Genomic DNA, 15,264 nt, shown 5'->3' on the forward strand with positions numbered 1-15,264 from the left:
CGGGGTCCCCTCGGTGGAGGGCGGGTCAGGCGCTGGTGTGGAACTTCAGCTGGGCGGCGGAGAGGCCGGAGTCGGCGATGAGCTCGACGGCGTCGGCGGCGTCCGAGACCAGGATCGGGAGCGCCTCGCGCTCCGGGCCGGCGAAGTCCTTCAGCACGAAGTCGGCTGCCTGCTGGCGGCCCGGCGGGCGGCCGATGCCGACCCGCACGCGCAGGAACTCGGCTCCTCCGGTCGCCGCGAGGATGTCGCGGATGCCGTTGTGCCCTCCGTGACCACCGCCCTGCTTGAGGCGCAGGGTGTCGAAGGGGATGTCGAGCTCGTCGTGCACGACGATCAGGTGCGCCGGGTCGATCGAGTAGAAGTCGAGCAGCTGCGCCGTCGGCCCGCCGGAGAGGTTCATGAAGCTGTTGGGCTTGCCCAGCACGAGCTTCGGCCCGCCCGGGCGGAGGAAGCCCTCGGCGACCACGGCGTTGGCGCGGTTGTGTCGGCGGAACGAGCCGCCGATCCGCGTCGCGAGCTCGTCGAGCACCATCTGACCGACGTTGTGCCGGTTGCGCGCGTACTGCGCGCCCGGGTTGCCCAGTCCGACGACCAGCCAGGTGCCACCCATGTCGTTCCTCTTCCTCGGGGGCGGCGGAGGGACTCCCCCGCCGGACGCGGAACGGGCCCGCCGCGGCTGCGAGCGGGCCCGTTCCCGGGGTGGTGCGGACTACTCCGCGGTCTCGGCGACGACGTCGCCCGAGGCCGGGGTCTCGTCGTCCTCGCCCAGGTCCTGCTCGACCTCGGCGGTGACGTTGACGATGAGGATCTCGGCGTCGGTGACCAGCGTGGCGCCCTCGGGGAGCGTGACGTCGGCGGCGGTGATCTGCGTGCCGGCCTCGAGGCCCTCGACGGAGACGACGATGTTCTGCGGGATGCGCGTGGCGTCGACCTCGAGCGAGAGGGTGTTCGACTCGATCGAGACGAGGGTGCCGGGAGCGGCGTCGCCCTCGACGTGCACGGGGATGTCCACCTCGACCTTCTCGCCCTTGTTGATGACGACGAGGTCGATGTGCTCGATGATCTGGCGCACCGGGTCGCGCTGGATGTCCTTCACCAGCGTGGTCTGCGCGGCGCCCTCGATGTCGAGCTCGAGGATCGCGTTCGCCTTGCGGGTGAGCAGGAGCACCTGGTGGCCCGGGAGGGTGAGGTGCTGGGGCTCGGTGCCGTGGCCGTAGAGGACCGCGGGGATCTTGTCCTGCGCGCGGATCTTGCGGGCGGCGCCCTTGCCGAACGAGGTGCGGACCTCGACGACGACCTTGTTGGTCAGTTCAGCCATGATGTTCTCCTTGGGCGGCGCGCACGCCACCGGATCGGGTCGTGGCCTGCGGCCACGGACGGTTTGTCGACTCGAACGCATGTCAGCGTGAGGAGAAGTCCGTGGCGCCCCGTGGGGGCCTCGCCTGCTTCCACCGCGTCGATCACGGATGCACGTGCATCCCTCGCCGAAGTTCAGCTGCCGATCCTACCCGGCATCGCGGCCGCCCGCCAGCAGGCGGTCGCGCCGCCGGACTCGGAGCCGGACGTCCAGGCGGACCGCCTACCGTGCGGGTATGACGAGCGACGACTTCGGCTCCTACGTCGAGAAGAACGGCTTCCACCGCGACACGAACTACATCCCGACGCGGATCACCGCCGACGGCCGCGACGGGTACCCGGTGGAGGCCGGGCGCTACCGCCTCGTCGTCTCCCGCGCCTGCCCGTGGGCGAACCGCGCCGTGATCGTGCGGCGCCTGCTCGGGCTCGAGGACGCCCTCTCGATGGGCATCTGCGGGCCCACCCACGACAAGCGCAGCTGGACCTTCGACCTCGATCCGGGCGGGGTCGACCCTGTGCTGGGCATCCCCCGCCTCCAGGAGGCGTTCTTCGCCCGCTTCCCCGACTACCCGCGCGGGATCACCGTCCCGGCCCTCGTGGACATCCCGAGCGGCCAGGTCGTCACCAACGACTACCCGGTGATGACGCTCGACTTCTCCACCGAGTGGACCGCGTTCCACCGCGACGGCGCCCCCGACCTCTACCCCGAGGAGCACCGCGAGGAGATCGACGAGATCGCCGAGCTGGTCTTCCACGACGTGAACAACGGCGTCTACAAGTGCGGCTTCGCCGGCTCGCAGCGCTCCTACGACCGGGCCTACGACCGCCTCTGGGCGCGGCTGGACTGGCTGGAGGAGCGGCTGAGCACCCGCCGCTACCTGGTCGGCGACACCATCACCGAGGCGGACGTGCGGCTCTTCACGACGCTCGCCCGCTTCGACGCCGTCTACTACAGCCACTTCAAGGCCAACCGGAACCTGCTGTCGGCGATGCCCGCGCTCTGGGGCTACGCGCGCGACCTGTTCGCCACTCCCGGGTTCGGCGACACGATCGACTTCACCCACATCAAGTCGCACTACTACGAGGTGCAGCGGGACATCAATCCGACCGGCGTCGTCCCCAAGGGCCCGGACCTCTCCGGCTGGCTCGTCCCCTCGCGCCGCGAGGAGCTCGGCGGCCGCCCGTTCGGCGACGGCACTCCCCCGCCGCCGCCGATCCCGTCGGAGCGCGTCCCCCTCGGCCACGGCGCCTGACCGGTTCCGGTCGCGGTCGTCGCGGCGCGCGCAAGACCGTGCGCGCGCCGCACGACCGATGTGCAGCCGGGAGACGGCTCGGACCCGGGCTCCCCGGAGCGACCCGGGGCTAGCCTGGGCTCGCCCCTGAACGCGAACGTCGAGGAGAACCGTGTCTGACAAGCCCACCGCCACAGCCAACATCGGAGTCGTCGGTCTGGCGGTGATGGGCTCGAACCTCGCCCGCAACCTCGCCAGCCGCGAGGGCAACACGGTCGCGGTGTTCAACCGCTCCTACGGCCGCACCGAGACCCTCATCACGGAGCACCCGGAGGCGGACTTCGTCGCCTCCGAGACCATCGAGGACTTCGCCGCCTCGCTCGCCACCCCGCGCACCGCGATCATCATGGTCCAGGCCGGCCGCGGCACCGATGCCGTGATCGAGCAGCTGACGAAGGTCTTCGAGCCCGGCGACATCATCGTCGACGGCGGCAACGCGCTCTTCACCGACACCATCCGCCGCGAGAAGGCCGTCCGCGAGACCGGCATCCACTTCGTCGGCACCGGCATCTCCGGCGGCGAGGAGGGCGCGCTCAAGGGCCCGTCGATCATGCCCGGCGGCTCGGTCGAGTCCTACAGGACGCTCGGCCCGATCCTCTCGTCGATCGCCGCGGTCGCCGAGGGTGAGCCCTGCGTCACCCACATCGGCACCGACGGCGCCGGCCACTTCGTCAAGATGATCCACAACGGCATCGAGTACGCCGACATGCAGCTCATCGCCGAGGCGTACGACCTGCTCCGCACCGTCGGCGGACACGAGCCCGCCGCCATCGCCGAGGTCTTCGACGCCTGGAACAAGGGCGACCTCGAGTCGTACCTCATCGAGATCACCGCCGAGGTGCTCCGCCAGGTCGACGCCGACACCGGCAACCCCTTCATCGACGTCGTCCTCGACCAGGCCGGCTCGAAGGGCACCGGCGTCTGGACCGTGCAGAACGCGCTCGACCTCGGCGTCCCCGTCGGCGGCATCGCCGAGGCCGTCTTCGCCCGTGCCGTGTCTTCCCACCCCGAGCAGCGCGAGGCCGTGCAGGCCCGCGTCACCTCGCGCCCGACCCCGGTCGAGAAGTACGAGGGCTTCGAGGACGACGTGCGCGCCGCGCTCTACGCCTCCAAGGTCGTCGCCTACTCGCAGGGCTTCGACGCGATCATCGCCGGGGCCGAGAAGTACGGCTGGGAGATCGACAAGGGAGCGGTCGCCAAGATCTGGCGCGCGGGCTGCATCATCCGCGCCCAGTTCCTCAACCGCATCGTCGACGCCTACGACGAGAACGCCGGCATCACGACCCTCCTCGAGGACCCGTACTTCGCCGAGGCCGTCGCGAACGGCGAGGCCGCCTGGCGCCGCATCGTCTCGACCGCCGCGCTCTCTGGCGTGCCGATCCCCGGTTTCGGCGCCGCGCTGTCGTACTACGACTCGCTCGCCTCCAAGCGCCTCCCGGCCGCTCTCGTGCAGGGCCAGCGCGACTTCTTCGGAGCGCACACCTACAAGCGCGTCGACAAGGAGGGCACCTTCCACACGCTGTGGTCGGGAGACCGCACCGAGGTCGAGCAGGACCCCTCCACGCACTGACCCGCGTCGCACGGGAAGGCGCCCCCGCCCGCAGGATCCACGGATCCTCGGGCGGGGGCGCCTTCCTCGTCGCGGAGGGAGCTCCCCCGTCGTCAGCGGAGCCGCGCGGTGGCGTCCGGCTCCCCGAGCGGGCGCTCGACGCCCGGGCCGGCTGACCCCTCAGGTCCGGAACGCCCGCGCGATCAGGAGCGCCGCCAGGAGCACCGCTGCGGCGGCCGCCGTGGCCGCCGGGAGGGCGAGCAGGAGCAGCAGCGAGACCGCGGCCGACGCGAGGGCGGGCCCGCTCGCCCCGGCCGCTCCGTGGTCGAGGCGCCGCACGATGGTCGCCACCAGCAGAGCGGCCACGGCGAAGGCGAGCAGCGCGTCGGCGTCGAGGATCACGACCGCGAGCACGGCGACCAGGCAGAGGACGAGCTGGGCCGCCGCCGGCACGCCGGTCCTGCGGTTCCTGGTGGCGAGCACTGCCGGGATCTCCCCCGCGCCGGCGAGACGGACGAGGGCGCGCGCATCCCTCCTCCCGAGGTCGAGGAGCGCGAGCAGGACCGCGATCACCGCGGCGGCCCCGACGAGCCCGGACGCGGGCGTGCCCCGGGTGACAGCGCTCAGGGGGGTCTCCGAGGACGCGAGGACCTCGGGACCGGCCGCCAGGAGCAGACCGGTGCCGAGCGCGGCGGCGGCCGCCGTGGCGATCCCGATGCGCAGCAGGGCGGGGCGGAGAGCCGTCACCGCGCCGGAGCGGGACGTCGGCAGGAGGATCAGGAGCAGCGCCGCGGCGGTGCCGGCTCCCAGCGGCCCTCCGTCGCGCAGCGGGTCGAGCGGCGCGGGGTCCGGAGGGGACGCCAGCACGATCACGGCGGCGGCGGCCAGCAGGACGACGACCGCGCCGACGAGGAGCAGGACCGGGCGAGCGGGGAGGCGCCCGCCGCGCAGGCCGAAGAGCGCGACGGCCACGAGCAGCAGGACGGCCAGGGGCCGGGCCGCTCCCCCGAGGACAGACTGGGCCGCGGTCAGGGCCAGCGCGGCCGAGGCGAACGCGCGCCCGACGATCCCGAGCCACTCGGAGGAGGGGCCGTCGTGGACGGTGCGCCCGGCGTCGGCGACGGCGCTCAGGGCCGCGGCGGCCGCCGCGACGGCGAGCCCGAGGAGCAGCCACCAGCCCGCCGCGGCGGCGGCCGGCGACCAGACCAGGAAGACCGCCGCCAGGGCGAGGGTCGCATCCGAACGCTGGGGCACGGCCTCACCCTAGGCGGTGGAGCCGGGGCGGGACCCGGGTGCGCTGTGCAGGACGCACCCGGGGCGCGGGGTCCTACGCGTCGCCGTCGAACATCGACGTCACGGAGCCGTCGTCGAAGACCTCGTGGATGGCGCGGGCCAGCAGCGGAGCGATGGGCAGGATCGTCAGGCGGTCCCAGGTCTTCTCCGGCGGCAGCGGCAAGGTGTCGGTGACGACGACCGAGTCGATGAACTCGGAGCTCAGGAGCTCGACCGCCGGGTCCGAGAAGACGGCGTGGGTCGCCGCGACGACCACGCCGATCGCGCCCGCCTTCTTCAGCGCCTCGGCCGCCTTCGCGATGGTGCGCCCGGTGTCGATGAGGTCGTCGACGAGGAGGCAGACGCGGCCCTTCACCTCGCCGACGATCTCGTGGACGGAGACCTGGTTGGCGACCTTCGGGTCGCGGCGCTTGTGGATGATCGCCAGCGGGACGCCGAGCTTGTCGCTCCAGATGTCGGCGACGCGGACGCGGCCCATGTCGGGCGAGACGATGGTCAGGGTCGAGGGGTCGAGCTTCTCGCGGAAGTGCTCGAGCAGCACCGGCATCGCGAAGAGGTGGTCGACGGGGCCGTCGAAGAAGCCCTGGATCTGCGCCGCGTGCAGGTCGACCGACATGATCCGGTCGGCTCCCGCCGCCTTGAAGAGGTCCGCGACGAGGCGGGCCGAGATCGGCTCGCGGCCGCGGCCCTTCTTGTCCTGGCGCGCGTAGGGGTAGAAGGGGGCGACCACGGTGATCCGCTTGGCGGAGGCGCGCTTGAGCGCGTCGACCATGATCAGCTGCTCCATCAGCCACTCGTTGATCGGGGACGTGTGCGACTGGAGGACGAACACGTCGCCTCCGCGGACCGACTCGCCGTAGCGGACGTAGAGCTCGCCGTTGGCGAAGGTGCGCCCCTCGGTCGTGACGAGCTCGGTCCCGAGCTCGGCGGCGACCGCCTCCGCCAGTGCCGGATGCGCCCTCCCCGAGACGAGGACCAGGCTCTTCTTGTTGCTGGCGGTGATGCCGGTCACTGTGCTCCGCTTCCTCCGGTGGGCGCCTGGTCGGATCCGGTGGGATCCGACGCCAGGGCCGCCTCGGCGGCGTCGGCCGCTGCGGTGCCCGGACGGTGGGTCTGCACCCACCCGGCCATGTTGCGCTGCGGAGCGACGGTGATCCCGAGGGCTCCGGCGGGGATGTCCTTGCGGATGACCGTGCCGGCGCCCGTGTACGCTCCGTCACCGATTCTAACGGGGGCGACGAAGACGTTGTGCGACCCCGCACGCACGTGCGATCCCACCACGGAGGACGCCTTGCTCACCCCGTCGTAGTTGGCGAAGATCGAGCCGGCGCCGATGTTCGACTCCTCGCCGATGACCGCGTCGCCGACGTAGGAGAGGTGCGGGACCTTCGATCCCTCGCCGATGACGGCGTTCTTAGTCTCGACGTAGGTGCCGATCTTGCCGCGGGCGCCGAGCACGGTGCCGGGGCGGAGGAACGAGAACGGGCCGACCTGCGCCTTCGCGCCGATCACTGCGAGCGTGGCGTCGGAGCGCTTCACGACCGCGTCCTCGCCGACCTCGCAGGAGTCGAGCGTGGTGTCCGGGCCGATGACCGCACCGGTGGCGATGACGGTCGGCCCCTTGATCTGCGTGCCCGGGAGGATCTCGACGTCCGGGGCGAGGACCGCGTCCACGTCGATCCAGGTCGTCGCCGGGTCCTGGATCGTGACGCCCTCGAGCTGCCAGCGGCGCACGATGCGCGCGTTGAGCTCGAGCGCCGCGTCGGCGAGCTGGGCGCGGTCGTTGATCCCGGCCACGAGCCAGCGGTCCTGCACGGGGACGGCCTCGATCGCGCGGCCGGCGGCCTTGAGCGCGGCGGCGGCGTCGGTGAGGTACTTCTCCCGCTGGGCGTTCTCGGTGCCGATCGCGCCGATGACCGAGCGGAGCGCGGCGGCGTCGAAGGCGTAGACGCCGGCGTTGATCTCGGTGAGGTCGAGCTCGTCGGGGCTGGCGTCCTTCTGCTCGACGATGGAGGCGAAGGCTCCGTCGCCGCCGCGGACGATCCGGCCGAAGCCGGTCGGGTCCTCGAGCACGCAGGAGAGCATGGTGAGCGCGTTCGCCGCGGCGAGGTGCTCGTCGACCAGGCGGCGGAGGGTCGGCGCGTCCAGCAGCGGGACGTCGGCGCTCAGCACGACGACCGTGCCGGCGAAGGATGCCGGGAGCGCCGCGAGGCCCTGCTCGACCGCGCGGCCGGTGCCGGGCGTCTCGTCCTGGTCCACCACCAGCGCGGAGGGGGTGTGCTCGAGGACGGCCTCGGCGACCCGGTCGCGCTCGTGGCGCACCACGGTGACGACGTGCGCCGCGTCGAGCGAGGCGGCCGTGTCGAGCACGTGCCCGAGCAGCGGCCTCCCGGCGAGGCGGTGCAGGACCTTCGGGGTGCGGGACTTCATGCGGGTGCCCTGGCCTGCCGCCAGGATCACGACGGCGAGCGTGCTGTCTGCCATGTTCTTCGCGTTCTCCTCCGTGAGCGCACCGTCCTGGTGCCGCTCCGCCACCAGGATTCGAACCTGGACCGGACAGCTCCAAAGGCTGCCGTGCTGCCGTTACACCATGGCGGACCGCGCGATCGCGCGCCGTCCATCCTGCCATCCCCGCGCCCCCGGCCCCGCCTCGGGCGCGGGCGGCCGCCGCTCGGGCGGACGATGGCGGCCCGGGAGGCCCCCGCCTCCCGGCCCGTCCGCCTCCCAACCCGTCCGCCTCCCGGCGTCCCCCGAGCCGCCCAGCCGCCACAATGGACGGGTGAGTGCGAATGACGAGGTCGACGGGATCGTCGACGCCTGGGTCCGGGAGCGGCCCGATCTCGACTTCACGCCGCTCCAGGTCTTCTCGCGGATGCGCCGGCTGGCCAAGCAGCTCGAGCGCGCACGCGGCAGCGCCTTCGGCCGGTCGGAGCTCGAGACGTGGGAGTTCGACGTGCTCTCGGCCCTGCGGCGCGCGGGCGCGCCCTACCGGATGAGCCCCAAGCAGCTCCTCCAGGCGACCATGGTCACCAGCGGCACCATGACCAACCGCATCGACCGGCTGGTCGAGCGCGACCTGGTCGAGCGCCTCGACGACCCGAACGACGGGCGCGGCGTGCTGGTGCAGATGACGCCGTCGGGGCTCGCCCGGGTCGACGCGGCGATCACCCGCCTGGTCGACGCGGAGCAGGAGCTGCTCGGCGCGCTCACCCACGCGCAGCAGGAGCGGCTGGCGCAGCTCCTCAGAAAGCTCTCCCTCGACTTCGGCTGAGCCGGTCGCCCCGGGCCCGCGACGGCGGCCCGCCCACGCGGTACGGGACAGCTGCCGGTGCCGCGGAGGAGAGCGGCGTCAGCCCTCGAGCTGCTCCGAGAGCTCCAGCCAGCGCAGCTCGAGCTCGGCCGTCTCGTCCTCGTAGGCGCGGAGCGAGGCGTTCAGCGCCAGGATGCCGTCGTAGTCGTCCTGGTCGTGCGTCGCCATCTTCTCGTGCACGGTCTTCGTCAGCTGCGTGAGCTTGTGCAGGCGCCGGTCGATCGCCGACACCTCCTTCTCGGCGGTGCGCCGCTCGGCCCCCGCGAGTCCGCTCGACGCCGGCGCGGCGGAGGAGGAGCCCGACGACGCCGCCGCGGGCGCACCCTTCTCGAGCGCGCGGCGCAGGTCGAGGTACTGCTCGACGCCGCCGGGCAGGTGGCGGAACGCGCCGTCCATCACGGCGTACTGCTGGTCGGTGACGCGCTCGAGCAGGTACCGGTCGTGCGAGACGACGAGGAGGGTGCCCGGCCAGGAGTCGAGCAGGTCCTCGATCGCGGCGAGCATGTCGGTGTCGAGGTCGTTGGTCGGCTCGTCGAGGATCAGCACGTTGGGCTCGCTGAGCAGGATGAGCAGGAGCTGGAGCCTCCGGCGCTGACCGCCCGAGAGGTCCTTCACCGGCGTCGAGAGCTGCGCGCTCGAGAATCCGAGCCGCTCGAGCAGCTGGCCCGGGGTCATCTCCTTGCCGCCGATGGAGTAGCTGGTGCGCTGCTCCGCGATGATCTCGCGGACGGGCCGGTGCTGGACCCCGGTCAGCTCGCGCAGCTGCTGGTCGAGGATCGCGACGCGCACGGTGGTGCCGCGCTTCACCCGGCCGCTCGTCGGCTCCACGCTGCCCGCGACCAGGCCGAGGAGGGTCGACTTCCCGGCGCCGTTCACGCCGAGGATGCCGGTGCGCTCGCCGGGCGCGATCCGCCACTCGATGCGGTTGAGGACGGTCCGCTCGCCGTAGCGGACGGTGACGTCCAGCAGGTCGACGACGTCCTTGCCCAGGCGGGAGACGGCGAGCTGCGAGAGCGAGACCGAGTCGCGCACCGGGGGCTCGTCCTCGATCAGCTGGTTCGCGGCGTCGATCCGGAACTTGGGCTTGGCCGTGCGGGCGGGGGCGCCGCGCCGGAGCCAGGCGAGCTCCTTCTTCATCAGGTTCTGTCGCTTGGCCTCCATGGTCGACGCCATCCGGTCGCGCTCCACGCGCTGCAGGATGTACGCCGCGTACCCGCCCTCGAACGGCTCGACGAGGCGGTCGTGCACCTCCCAGGTGGCGGTGCAGATCTCGTCGAGGAACCACCGGTCGTGGGTGACGACCGCGAGCCCGCCCGACGACGACGCCCAGCGGCGCTTGAGGTGCTCGGCGAGCCAGGCGATGCCCTCGACGTCGAGGTGGTTGGTGGGCTCGTCGAGGAAGACGACGTCCCAGTCGCCGACGAGCAGCTTCGCGAGGGCGACCCGGCGCCGCTGGCCGCCCGAGAGGGAGCCGACCACTCCGTCCCAGGGGACGTCGCGCAGCAGGCCCGCGATCACGTCTCGGGTGCGCGCATCGCCCGCCCACTCGTGCTCCTGGAGCCCGCCGACGACGGCCTGGGCGACGGTGAGGTCCTCATCGACCGTGTCGGCCTGGTCGAGCATCCCGAGCGTGACGCCGCGGCGGTGCGTGACGCGGCCGCTGTCCGGCTCGATGCGCTGCGCGAGCAGTCGCAGGAGGGTCGACTTGCCGTCGCCGTTGCGTCCGACGATCCCGATGCGGTCGCCCTCCTCGATCCCCAGGGAGACGTCGTCGAAGATCACGCGTGTGGGGTACTCGAGTCGCAGCGCCTCGGCGCCCAGCAGATGTGCCATAGGGATCCAGCCTAGGCGGTGCCGCCTGAGCGGTCCGCCGCGGGTCGATCACAGTGCGGCCGGGTCGCGGCCCCCGGACCTCAGCCCGCGGGTGCCGGCTCCGAGACGGACACCGAGCGGCGGTGCAGTCCCGTGGCACCGTCAGGAGCGGGCGGGCGCTCGACCGTGGTCTGCACCGTGCCGTCCGCGTCGGTGGCGCGCACGGTCACGACGTGGTCGCCGACCGTCGCGTCCCACTCGAGGACCCACTGGATCCACGTGTCCGCGGTGACCTGCTCGGCGAGGCGCGCCTCCTGCCAGGCGCCGCCGTCGATCTGCACCTCCACCTTCGCGATGCCGGTGTGCGGCGCCCAGGCGACTCCCGCCACGGCGACCGTCCCCGCCTCGACGGGCTGGCCCTGGCGCGGCACATCGATCCGCGACTCGATCTTGATCGGACCGCGCTCGGTCCAGCCGCGCGTCGACCAGTAGGCCAGGTCCTCCGCGAAGGTCGTGACCTTCAGCTCGACGACCCACTTCGTCGCCGAGACGTAGCCGTAGAGGCCGGGGACGACCATCCGGACGGGGAAGCCGTGCTCGACCGGGAGCGGCTCGCCGTTCATCCCGACGGCGAGCAGGCTCGCGCGGTCCTCGTCCTGCAGCACGTCGAGCGGGCTGGAGGCGGTGAAGCCGTCGATGCTCCGCGAGAGCACCATGTCGGCGCCGGCGGTCGGCCGGGCCCGGGCCAGCAGCTCGCGGATCGGGTAGCCCAGCCAGAGGGCGGTGCCGATCAGGTCGCCGCCGACCTCGTTGGACACGCAGGACAGGGTGACCAGGTGCTCCTCGAGCGGCAGCGCGAGCAGCTCGTCCCAGGTGATCTCGATCTCCTCCTCCACCATGCCGGTGATCTTCAGCGACCAGTCGGCCGGCTCGACCGACGGCACCGAGAGCGCGGTGTCGATCCGGTAGAACGAGGCGTTGGGAGTGACGTAGGAGCTGATGCCGTCGATGTCGTCGAGCACGGCGCCCGCCGGGACGGGCGCGGCGGCCGAGGCGGGAGCCGGCAGGGACACGGCCTCGCGCACTGCGGTGACGGCGGCGGAGGCGGACGTGAGGAAGCGGGCGCCGATGCCGGCGGCGACCGCGGCGACTCCGGCGATCCCGACCAGGCGGAGGAACGACCGGCGGTCCGGGGAGTCGCTCTCGCGCTCCTCCTGCCAGCCGCGGAGGCGGACGGAGGCCGAGCGGAGCACCGCGGCACCGGCCACCATGCCCACGACGCTCGGCGCCGCGTCGATCCCGGAGGCGCCCTCGCGGCTGACGGCGGCGAGCGCACCGGCGCCCGCGACGACGGCCAGCAGCAGCACGCCGAACGGCGGGCGGCGGTACTCGAGGACTCCCGCGCCGACGGCCAGCAGCGCGATCGCGAGGCCGATCGAGACCAGCAGCACGAGCTTGTCGCCGGTGCCGAAGAGCGCGATGACCGTGTCCTTCACGCCCGGGGGCACGATGTCGATGACGAAGCCGCCGACCGCGACCAGCGGACTGCCGCCCGCTCCGGTGAAGACCGCGACGACCTCGGCGGCCGCGAGGGCGACGACGGCGGCCACGATCCCGGAGAGGATCGCGAAGAGGGTGGCTCGGCGGGACATGAGCGGCACTCTAAGCCACGAGGTCGGAACTTCTCTGCGGACCGTCTGTGGAGGGCGCCGGGCGCGAGGCTCGCGAGCCCCGCTCCGGAGGCACCGCCTCCGCGACTAGGTCGAGAGCAGGCGAGCCCCGTGGACCGGGCCGGACACCCGCACGGCGCTCAGCCGCGCGGAGCTCAGCTCGCGCTGCAGGTCGGCCGCCGCATCGGCGTCCGGAGCGAGGAACGCGACGGTCGGGCCGGACCCCGAGACGAGGCCGCCGAGCGCTCCGCGGCCCTCGCCGAGCTCGAGGATGCGGGCGAGCCCGGGCTGCAGGTGCAGCGCCGGCGCCTGGAGGTCGTTGTGCATCGCGTCGGCGAGCATGGCGGCGTCGCCGGCGCGGAGGGCCTGCAGAACGTTGGGATCGATGGCGGGGGTCGCCGAGATCGGGCGGAAGTCGTGCAGGTGGCGCTCGCGGTGCCGGTCGAGCTCGCTGTAGACCTCGGGGGTCGACAGGCCCTCCTCCGAGAGGACCAGCACCCACTCGAAGCGGCCCTTGGCGAGCGCCGGGCTCAGCTCATCGCCGCGGCCGACCCCGATCGCGGTGCCGCCGGTGAAGGAGAAGGGGACGTCGGCGCCGAGGCTCGCGGCGATGCCGAGCAGCTGCTCCCTCGTGCAGGCCGTGCCCCAGAGCGCGTCGCAGGCGAGCAGGGTCGCCGCCGCGTCGGCCGAGCCGCCGCCCATGCCGCCGGCGATGGGGACGTTCTTCTCGATCTCGAGGTGCACGCCGCCGCGGTAGCCGGTCGCCCGGGCGAGCGCCCGAGCCGCCTTGATCGCGAGGTTGGAGCCGTCGACGGCCAGGCGGGAGGTGTCGATCGAGCCCGAGAAGGAGACCGAGAAGTCGGCCGCCTCTTCCGCGAACACGTCCTCGTAGAGGGAGAGCGACTGGAACGCGGTGGCCAGCTCGTGGTACCCGTCGTCGCGCACGGCGCCGACCTTGAGGAACACGTTGATCTTGCCGGGCGCCCGCGCGTGGACCCGGTTCGACGTCGCGCGGTGGGCCATGCATCCACGCTACAGGGTGGCGGAGGCGCCCTCGTCCGCACCCGGGGCGGGCTCCCCGTCGCCGTCCGCGTCGTCCCCGTCGGTCTCCGCCAGCGACCCGTCGGGCACCGCCGCGCCGCGCACGGGGACCCTCGCCGGATCGAGCTCGCGGCCCAGGCGGACGAAGGCGGCGACGTCCAGCTCCTCGCCGCGCGCGGTCTGCGGGACGCCGGCCCGCTCGAGCGCGACGATCGCCGCGGCGCTGTCGCCGAAGAGGGTCGCGAGCGACTGGCGGAGCATCTTCCTCCGCTGCGCGAACGCCGCGTCGACGACCGCGAAGACGGCGCGGCGCAGGGTCTCGTCGCCCGGCTCCTCGCCGCGGTCGAACGCGACGAGCACGCTGTCGACGTTCGGCACCGGCCAGAAGATCTGACGCGAGACCGCGCCGCCCGTCGTCCAGGAGCCGAACCACGCCGCCTTGACGCTCGGGCCGCCGTAGACCTTGGAGCCGGGACCGGCGGCGAGCCGGTGCCCGACCTCGGACTGCACCATCACCACTCCGGACCGGATGCTGGCGAAGTGCTCGAGGAAGTGCAGGAGCACCGGCACCGAGATGTTGTACGGGAGGTTGGCGACGAGCCGGACCGGCTCCCCCGGCAGGTCGAGCACCTTCATCGCGTCGGCGTGCACGACCGCGAGATCGGCGCCCGGCGCCATCAGCTCGACGGTGCGCGGCAGCTGCTCGGCGAGGCGCCCGTCGATCTCGACGGCCACGACCTGCGCGCCCGCCTCGAGCAGGCCGAGGGTCAGCGATCCGAGGCCGGGGCCGATCTCGACGACGGTCTCCCCCGGGCGCACCCGAGCGAGCTTGACGATGCGGCGGACCGTGTTGGCGTCGTGCACGAAGTTCTGGCCGAGCTTCTTGGTCGGCGTGACGTCGAGGAGGCCGGCGAGGTCGCGGATCTCGGCCGGGCCCAGCAGGCGCGGAATCGCGGCGGCCGTCGGCTCGGCGGCGTGGCGGCCGCTCATGCGAGGGGTCCGACCGGCTCCGTCGGCTCGGAGCCGACCTCGCCGCCCCACTCGCCGTACACGGCCTCCGTGTTCGACGCGATCGTCGCGGCGAGGTGGCCGACGTCGGTCTCGAGGGTCGCGGCCATCGAGCGCAGGGTGTGCGGGAGGAGGTAGGGCGCGTTCGGGCGGCCGCGGAAGGGCGACGGAGTGAGGTACGGCGCGTCGGTCTCGACCAGGATGAGGTGCCGCGGAGTCGCGACGAGCGCCTCCCGCAGCGGCTCGGCGTTCTTGAACGTCACGGTGCCGGCGAAGGAGAGGTACCAGCCCTCGTCCGTGCACATCCGCGCCATCTCCGCGTCCCCGGAGAAGCAGTGGAAGACGGTGCGCTCGGGGGCGCCGACGCGGCGCAGGGTCTCGATGACCTCGCGGTGCGCGTCGCGGTCGTGGATCTGCAGCGCGAGGTCGTGCTCCTTCGCGATGCGGATGTGCTCCTCGAAGGAGCGGAACTGCGCGGCGCGGCCGCTCTCGCCGGTGCGGAAGAAGTCGAGCCCGGTCTCGCCGATGGCGCGCACCCGCGGCTGCTCCGCCAGCTCGGCGATCACGGCGAGGGCGGCGTCGAGCTCGCCGCGCTGCTCCAGCTCGGGCGCCTCGTTGGGGTGGATCGCGACGGCGGCCAGCATCCGCGGCTCGCTCGCCGCCTGCTCGGCCGACCAGCGGCTCGTCTCGACGTCGGTGCCGACCTGGACGACGCCGCGGACCCCGACGGTGGAGGCCCGGTCGAGCTGCTCGCGGTGGTCGAGCGGCTCGAGGCCGTCGGCGATCTCGAGGTGCGTGTGGTTGTCGTAGACGGGGACGACGAGCGCCTCGGGCAGCGGCGGGTACGTCAGGTCGCGGCCGGACGAGGCCTCGCGGGAGCGGACGTGCTGGCTGTCGGTCATGCGCTCCAGGCTACCGGGAGGGCTCGCGAGG

Annotated in this window: 13 protein-coding genes and 1 tRNA gene; 3 read left to right on the forward strand and 11 right to left on the reverse strand. The window is 73.0% G+C overall.

Going from position 1 to position 15,264, the window contains the following annotated elements; genetic code table 11:
* Positions 1-25: 25 nt before the first annotated feature.
* Complete coding sequence (pth, locus tag C5D50_RS15005) at positions 26-610, reverse strand: aminoacyl-tRNA hydrolase (RefSeq protein ID WP_104283858.1); 585 nt, start codon at positions 608-610, stop codon at positions 26-28.
* Between the two features lie 99 nt (positions 611-709).
* Entirely contained in the window at positions 710-1,318 is a 609-nt protein-coding gene (locus C5D50_RS15010; protein ID WP_104233682.1) for a 50S ribosomal protein L25/general stress protein Ctc, read from the reverse strand.
* Positions 1,319-1,592: 274 nt separating this feature from the next.
* Here C5D50_RS15010 and C5D50_RS15015 point away from each other — a divergent pair, with 274 nt between their 5' ends.
* A complete protein-coding gene (locus C5D50_RS15015; RefSeq protein WP_104283859.1) occupies positions 1,593-2,609 on the forward strand; it encodes a glutathione S-transferase family protein in 1,017 nt (338 codons plus the stop codon).
* A 151-nt stretch (positions 2,610-2,760) separates the two neighbouring features.
* Positions 2,761-4,218 carry an NADP-dependent phosphogluconate dehydrogenase gene (gndA, locus tag C5D50_RS15020; RefSeq protein WP_104283860.1) on the forward strand — a complete coding sequence of 486 codons (1,458 nt, stop codon included), beginning with the start codon at positions 2,761-2,763 and terminating at the stop codon, positions 4,216-4,218.
* Positions 4,219-4,377: 159 nt separating this feature from the next.
* On the opposite strand, the gene C5D50_RS15025 is transcribed toward gndA, so the two are convergent.
* The 4 genes from C5D50_RS15025 to C5D50_RS15040 all read right to left on the reverse strand — a co-directional run bounded on the left by C5D50_RS15025 (position 4,378) and on the right by C5D50_RS15040 (position 8,088).
* Positions 4,378-5,451, reverse strand: coding sequence for a hypothetical protein (locus C5D50_RS15025; RefSeq protein ID WP_104283861.1), 1,074 nt, complete (start codon positions 5,449-5,451; stop codon positions 4,378-4,380).
* A gap of 73 nt (positions 5,452-5,524) precedes the next feature.
* Positions 5,525-6,502, reverse strand: a complete 978-nt coding sequence (locus C5D50_RS15030; protein WP_104222342.1) for a ribose-phosphate diphosphokinase — start codon at positions 6,500-6,502, stop codon at positions 5,525-5,527.
* On the reverse strand, positions 6,499-7,974 hold the full coding sequence (gene glmU, locus C5D50_RS15035; RefSeq protein WP_104226937.1) for a bifunctional UDP-N-acetylglucosamine diphosphorylase/glucosamine-1-phosphate N-acetyltransferase GlmU: 1,476 nt from the start codon (positions 7,972-7,974) through the stop codon (positions 6,499-6,501). Before glmU ends, C5D50_RS15030 begins: the two co-directional genes overlap by 4 nt.
* A 42-nt stretch (positions 7,975-8,016) precedes the next feature.
* Positions 8,017-8,088: transfer RNA gene (locus tag C5D50_RS15040), tRNA-Gln, on the reverse strand.
* A gap of 181 nt (positions 8,089-8,269) precedes the next feature.
* Here C5D50_RS15040 and C5D50_RS15045 point away from each other — a divergent pair.
* Positions 8,270-8,761, forward strand: a complete 492-nt coding sequence (locus C5D50_RS15045; RefSeq protein ID WP_104222340.1) for a MarR family winged helix-turn-helix transcriptional regulator — start codon at positions 8,270-8,272, stop codon at positions 8,759-8,761.
* A gap of 78 nt (positions 8,762-8,839) precedes the next feature.
* Here the strand turns inward: C5D50_RS15045 and C5D50_RS15050 are convergent, their stop codons facing one another.
* From C5D50_RS15050 to C5D50_RS15070, 5 genes are all read right to left on the reverse strand, one after another.
* Entirely contained in the window at positions 8,840-10,633 is a 1,794-nt protein-coding gene (locus tag C5D50_RS15050) for an ABC-F family ATP-binding cassette domain-containing protein (protein ID WP_104283862.1), read from the reverse strand.
* Between the two features lie 80 nt (positions 10,634-10,713).
* The gene (locus C5D50_RS15055; RefSeq protein WP_104283863.1) at positions 10,714-12,264 is read right to left on the reverse strand and encodes a molybdopterin-dependent oxidoreductase; all 1,551 of its coding nucleotides are present in this window, start codon (positions 12,262-12,264) and stop codon (positions 10,714-10,716) included.
* A 105-nt stretch (positions 12,265-12,369) separates the two neighbouring features.
* Entirely contained in the window at positions 12,370-13,305 is a 936-nt protein-coding gene (locus C5D50_RS15060) for a 4-(cytidine 5'-diphospho)-2-C-methyl-D-erythritol kinase (RefSeq protein WP_104222334.1), read from the reverse strand.
* 9 nt (positions 13,306-13,314) lie between these two features.
* Positions 13,315-14,313 carry a 16S rRNA (adenine(1518)-N(6)/adenine(1519)-N(6))-dimethyltransferase RsmA gene (gene rsmA, locus C5D50_RS15065; RefSeq protein WP_181073461.1) on the reverse strand — a complete coding sequence of 333 codons (999 nt, stop codon included), beginning with the start codon at positions 14,311-14,313 and terminating at the stop codon, positions 13,315-13,317.
* The gene (locus tag C5D50_RS15070) at positions 14,310-15,233 is read right to left on the reverse strand and encodes a TatD family hydrolase (protein ID WP_104222332.1); all 924 of its coding nucleotides are present in this window, start codon (positions 15,231-15,233) and stop codon (positions 14,310-14,312) included. Before C5D50_RS15070 ends, rsmA begins: the two co-directional genes overlap by 4 nt.
* Positions 15,234-15,264: the final 31 nt, after the last annotated feature.

It is taken from the genome of Rathayibacter sp. RFBD1 (genome assembly GCF_002932915.1).
In the GTDB taxonomy this organism is placed as follows: Bacteria; Actinomycetota; Actinomycetes; order Actinomycetales; family Microbacteriaceae; genus Rathayibacter.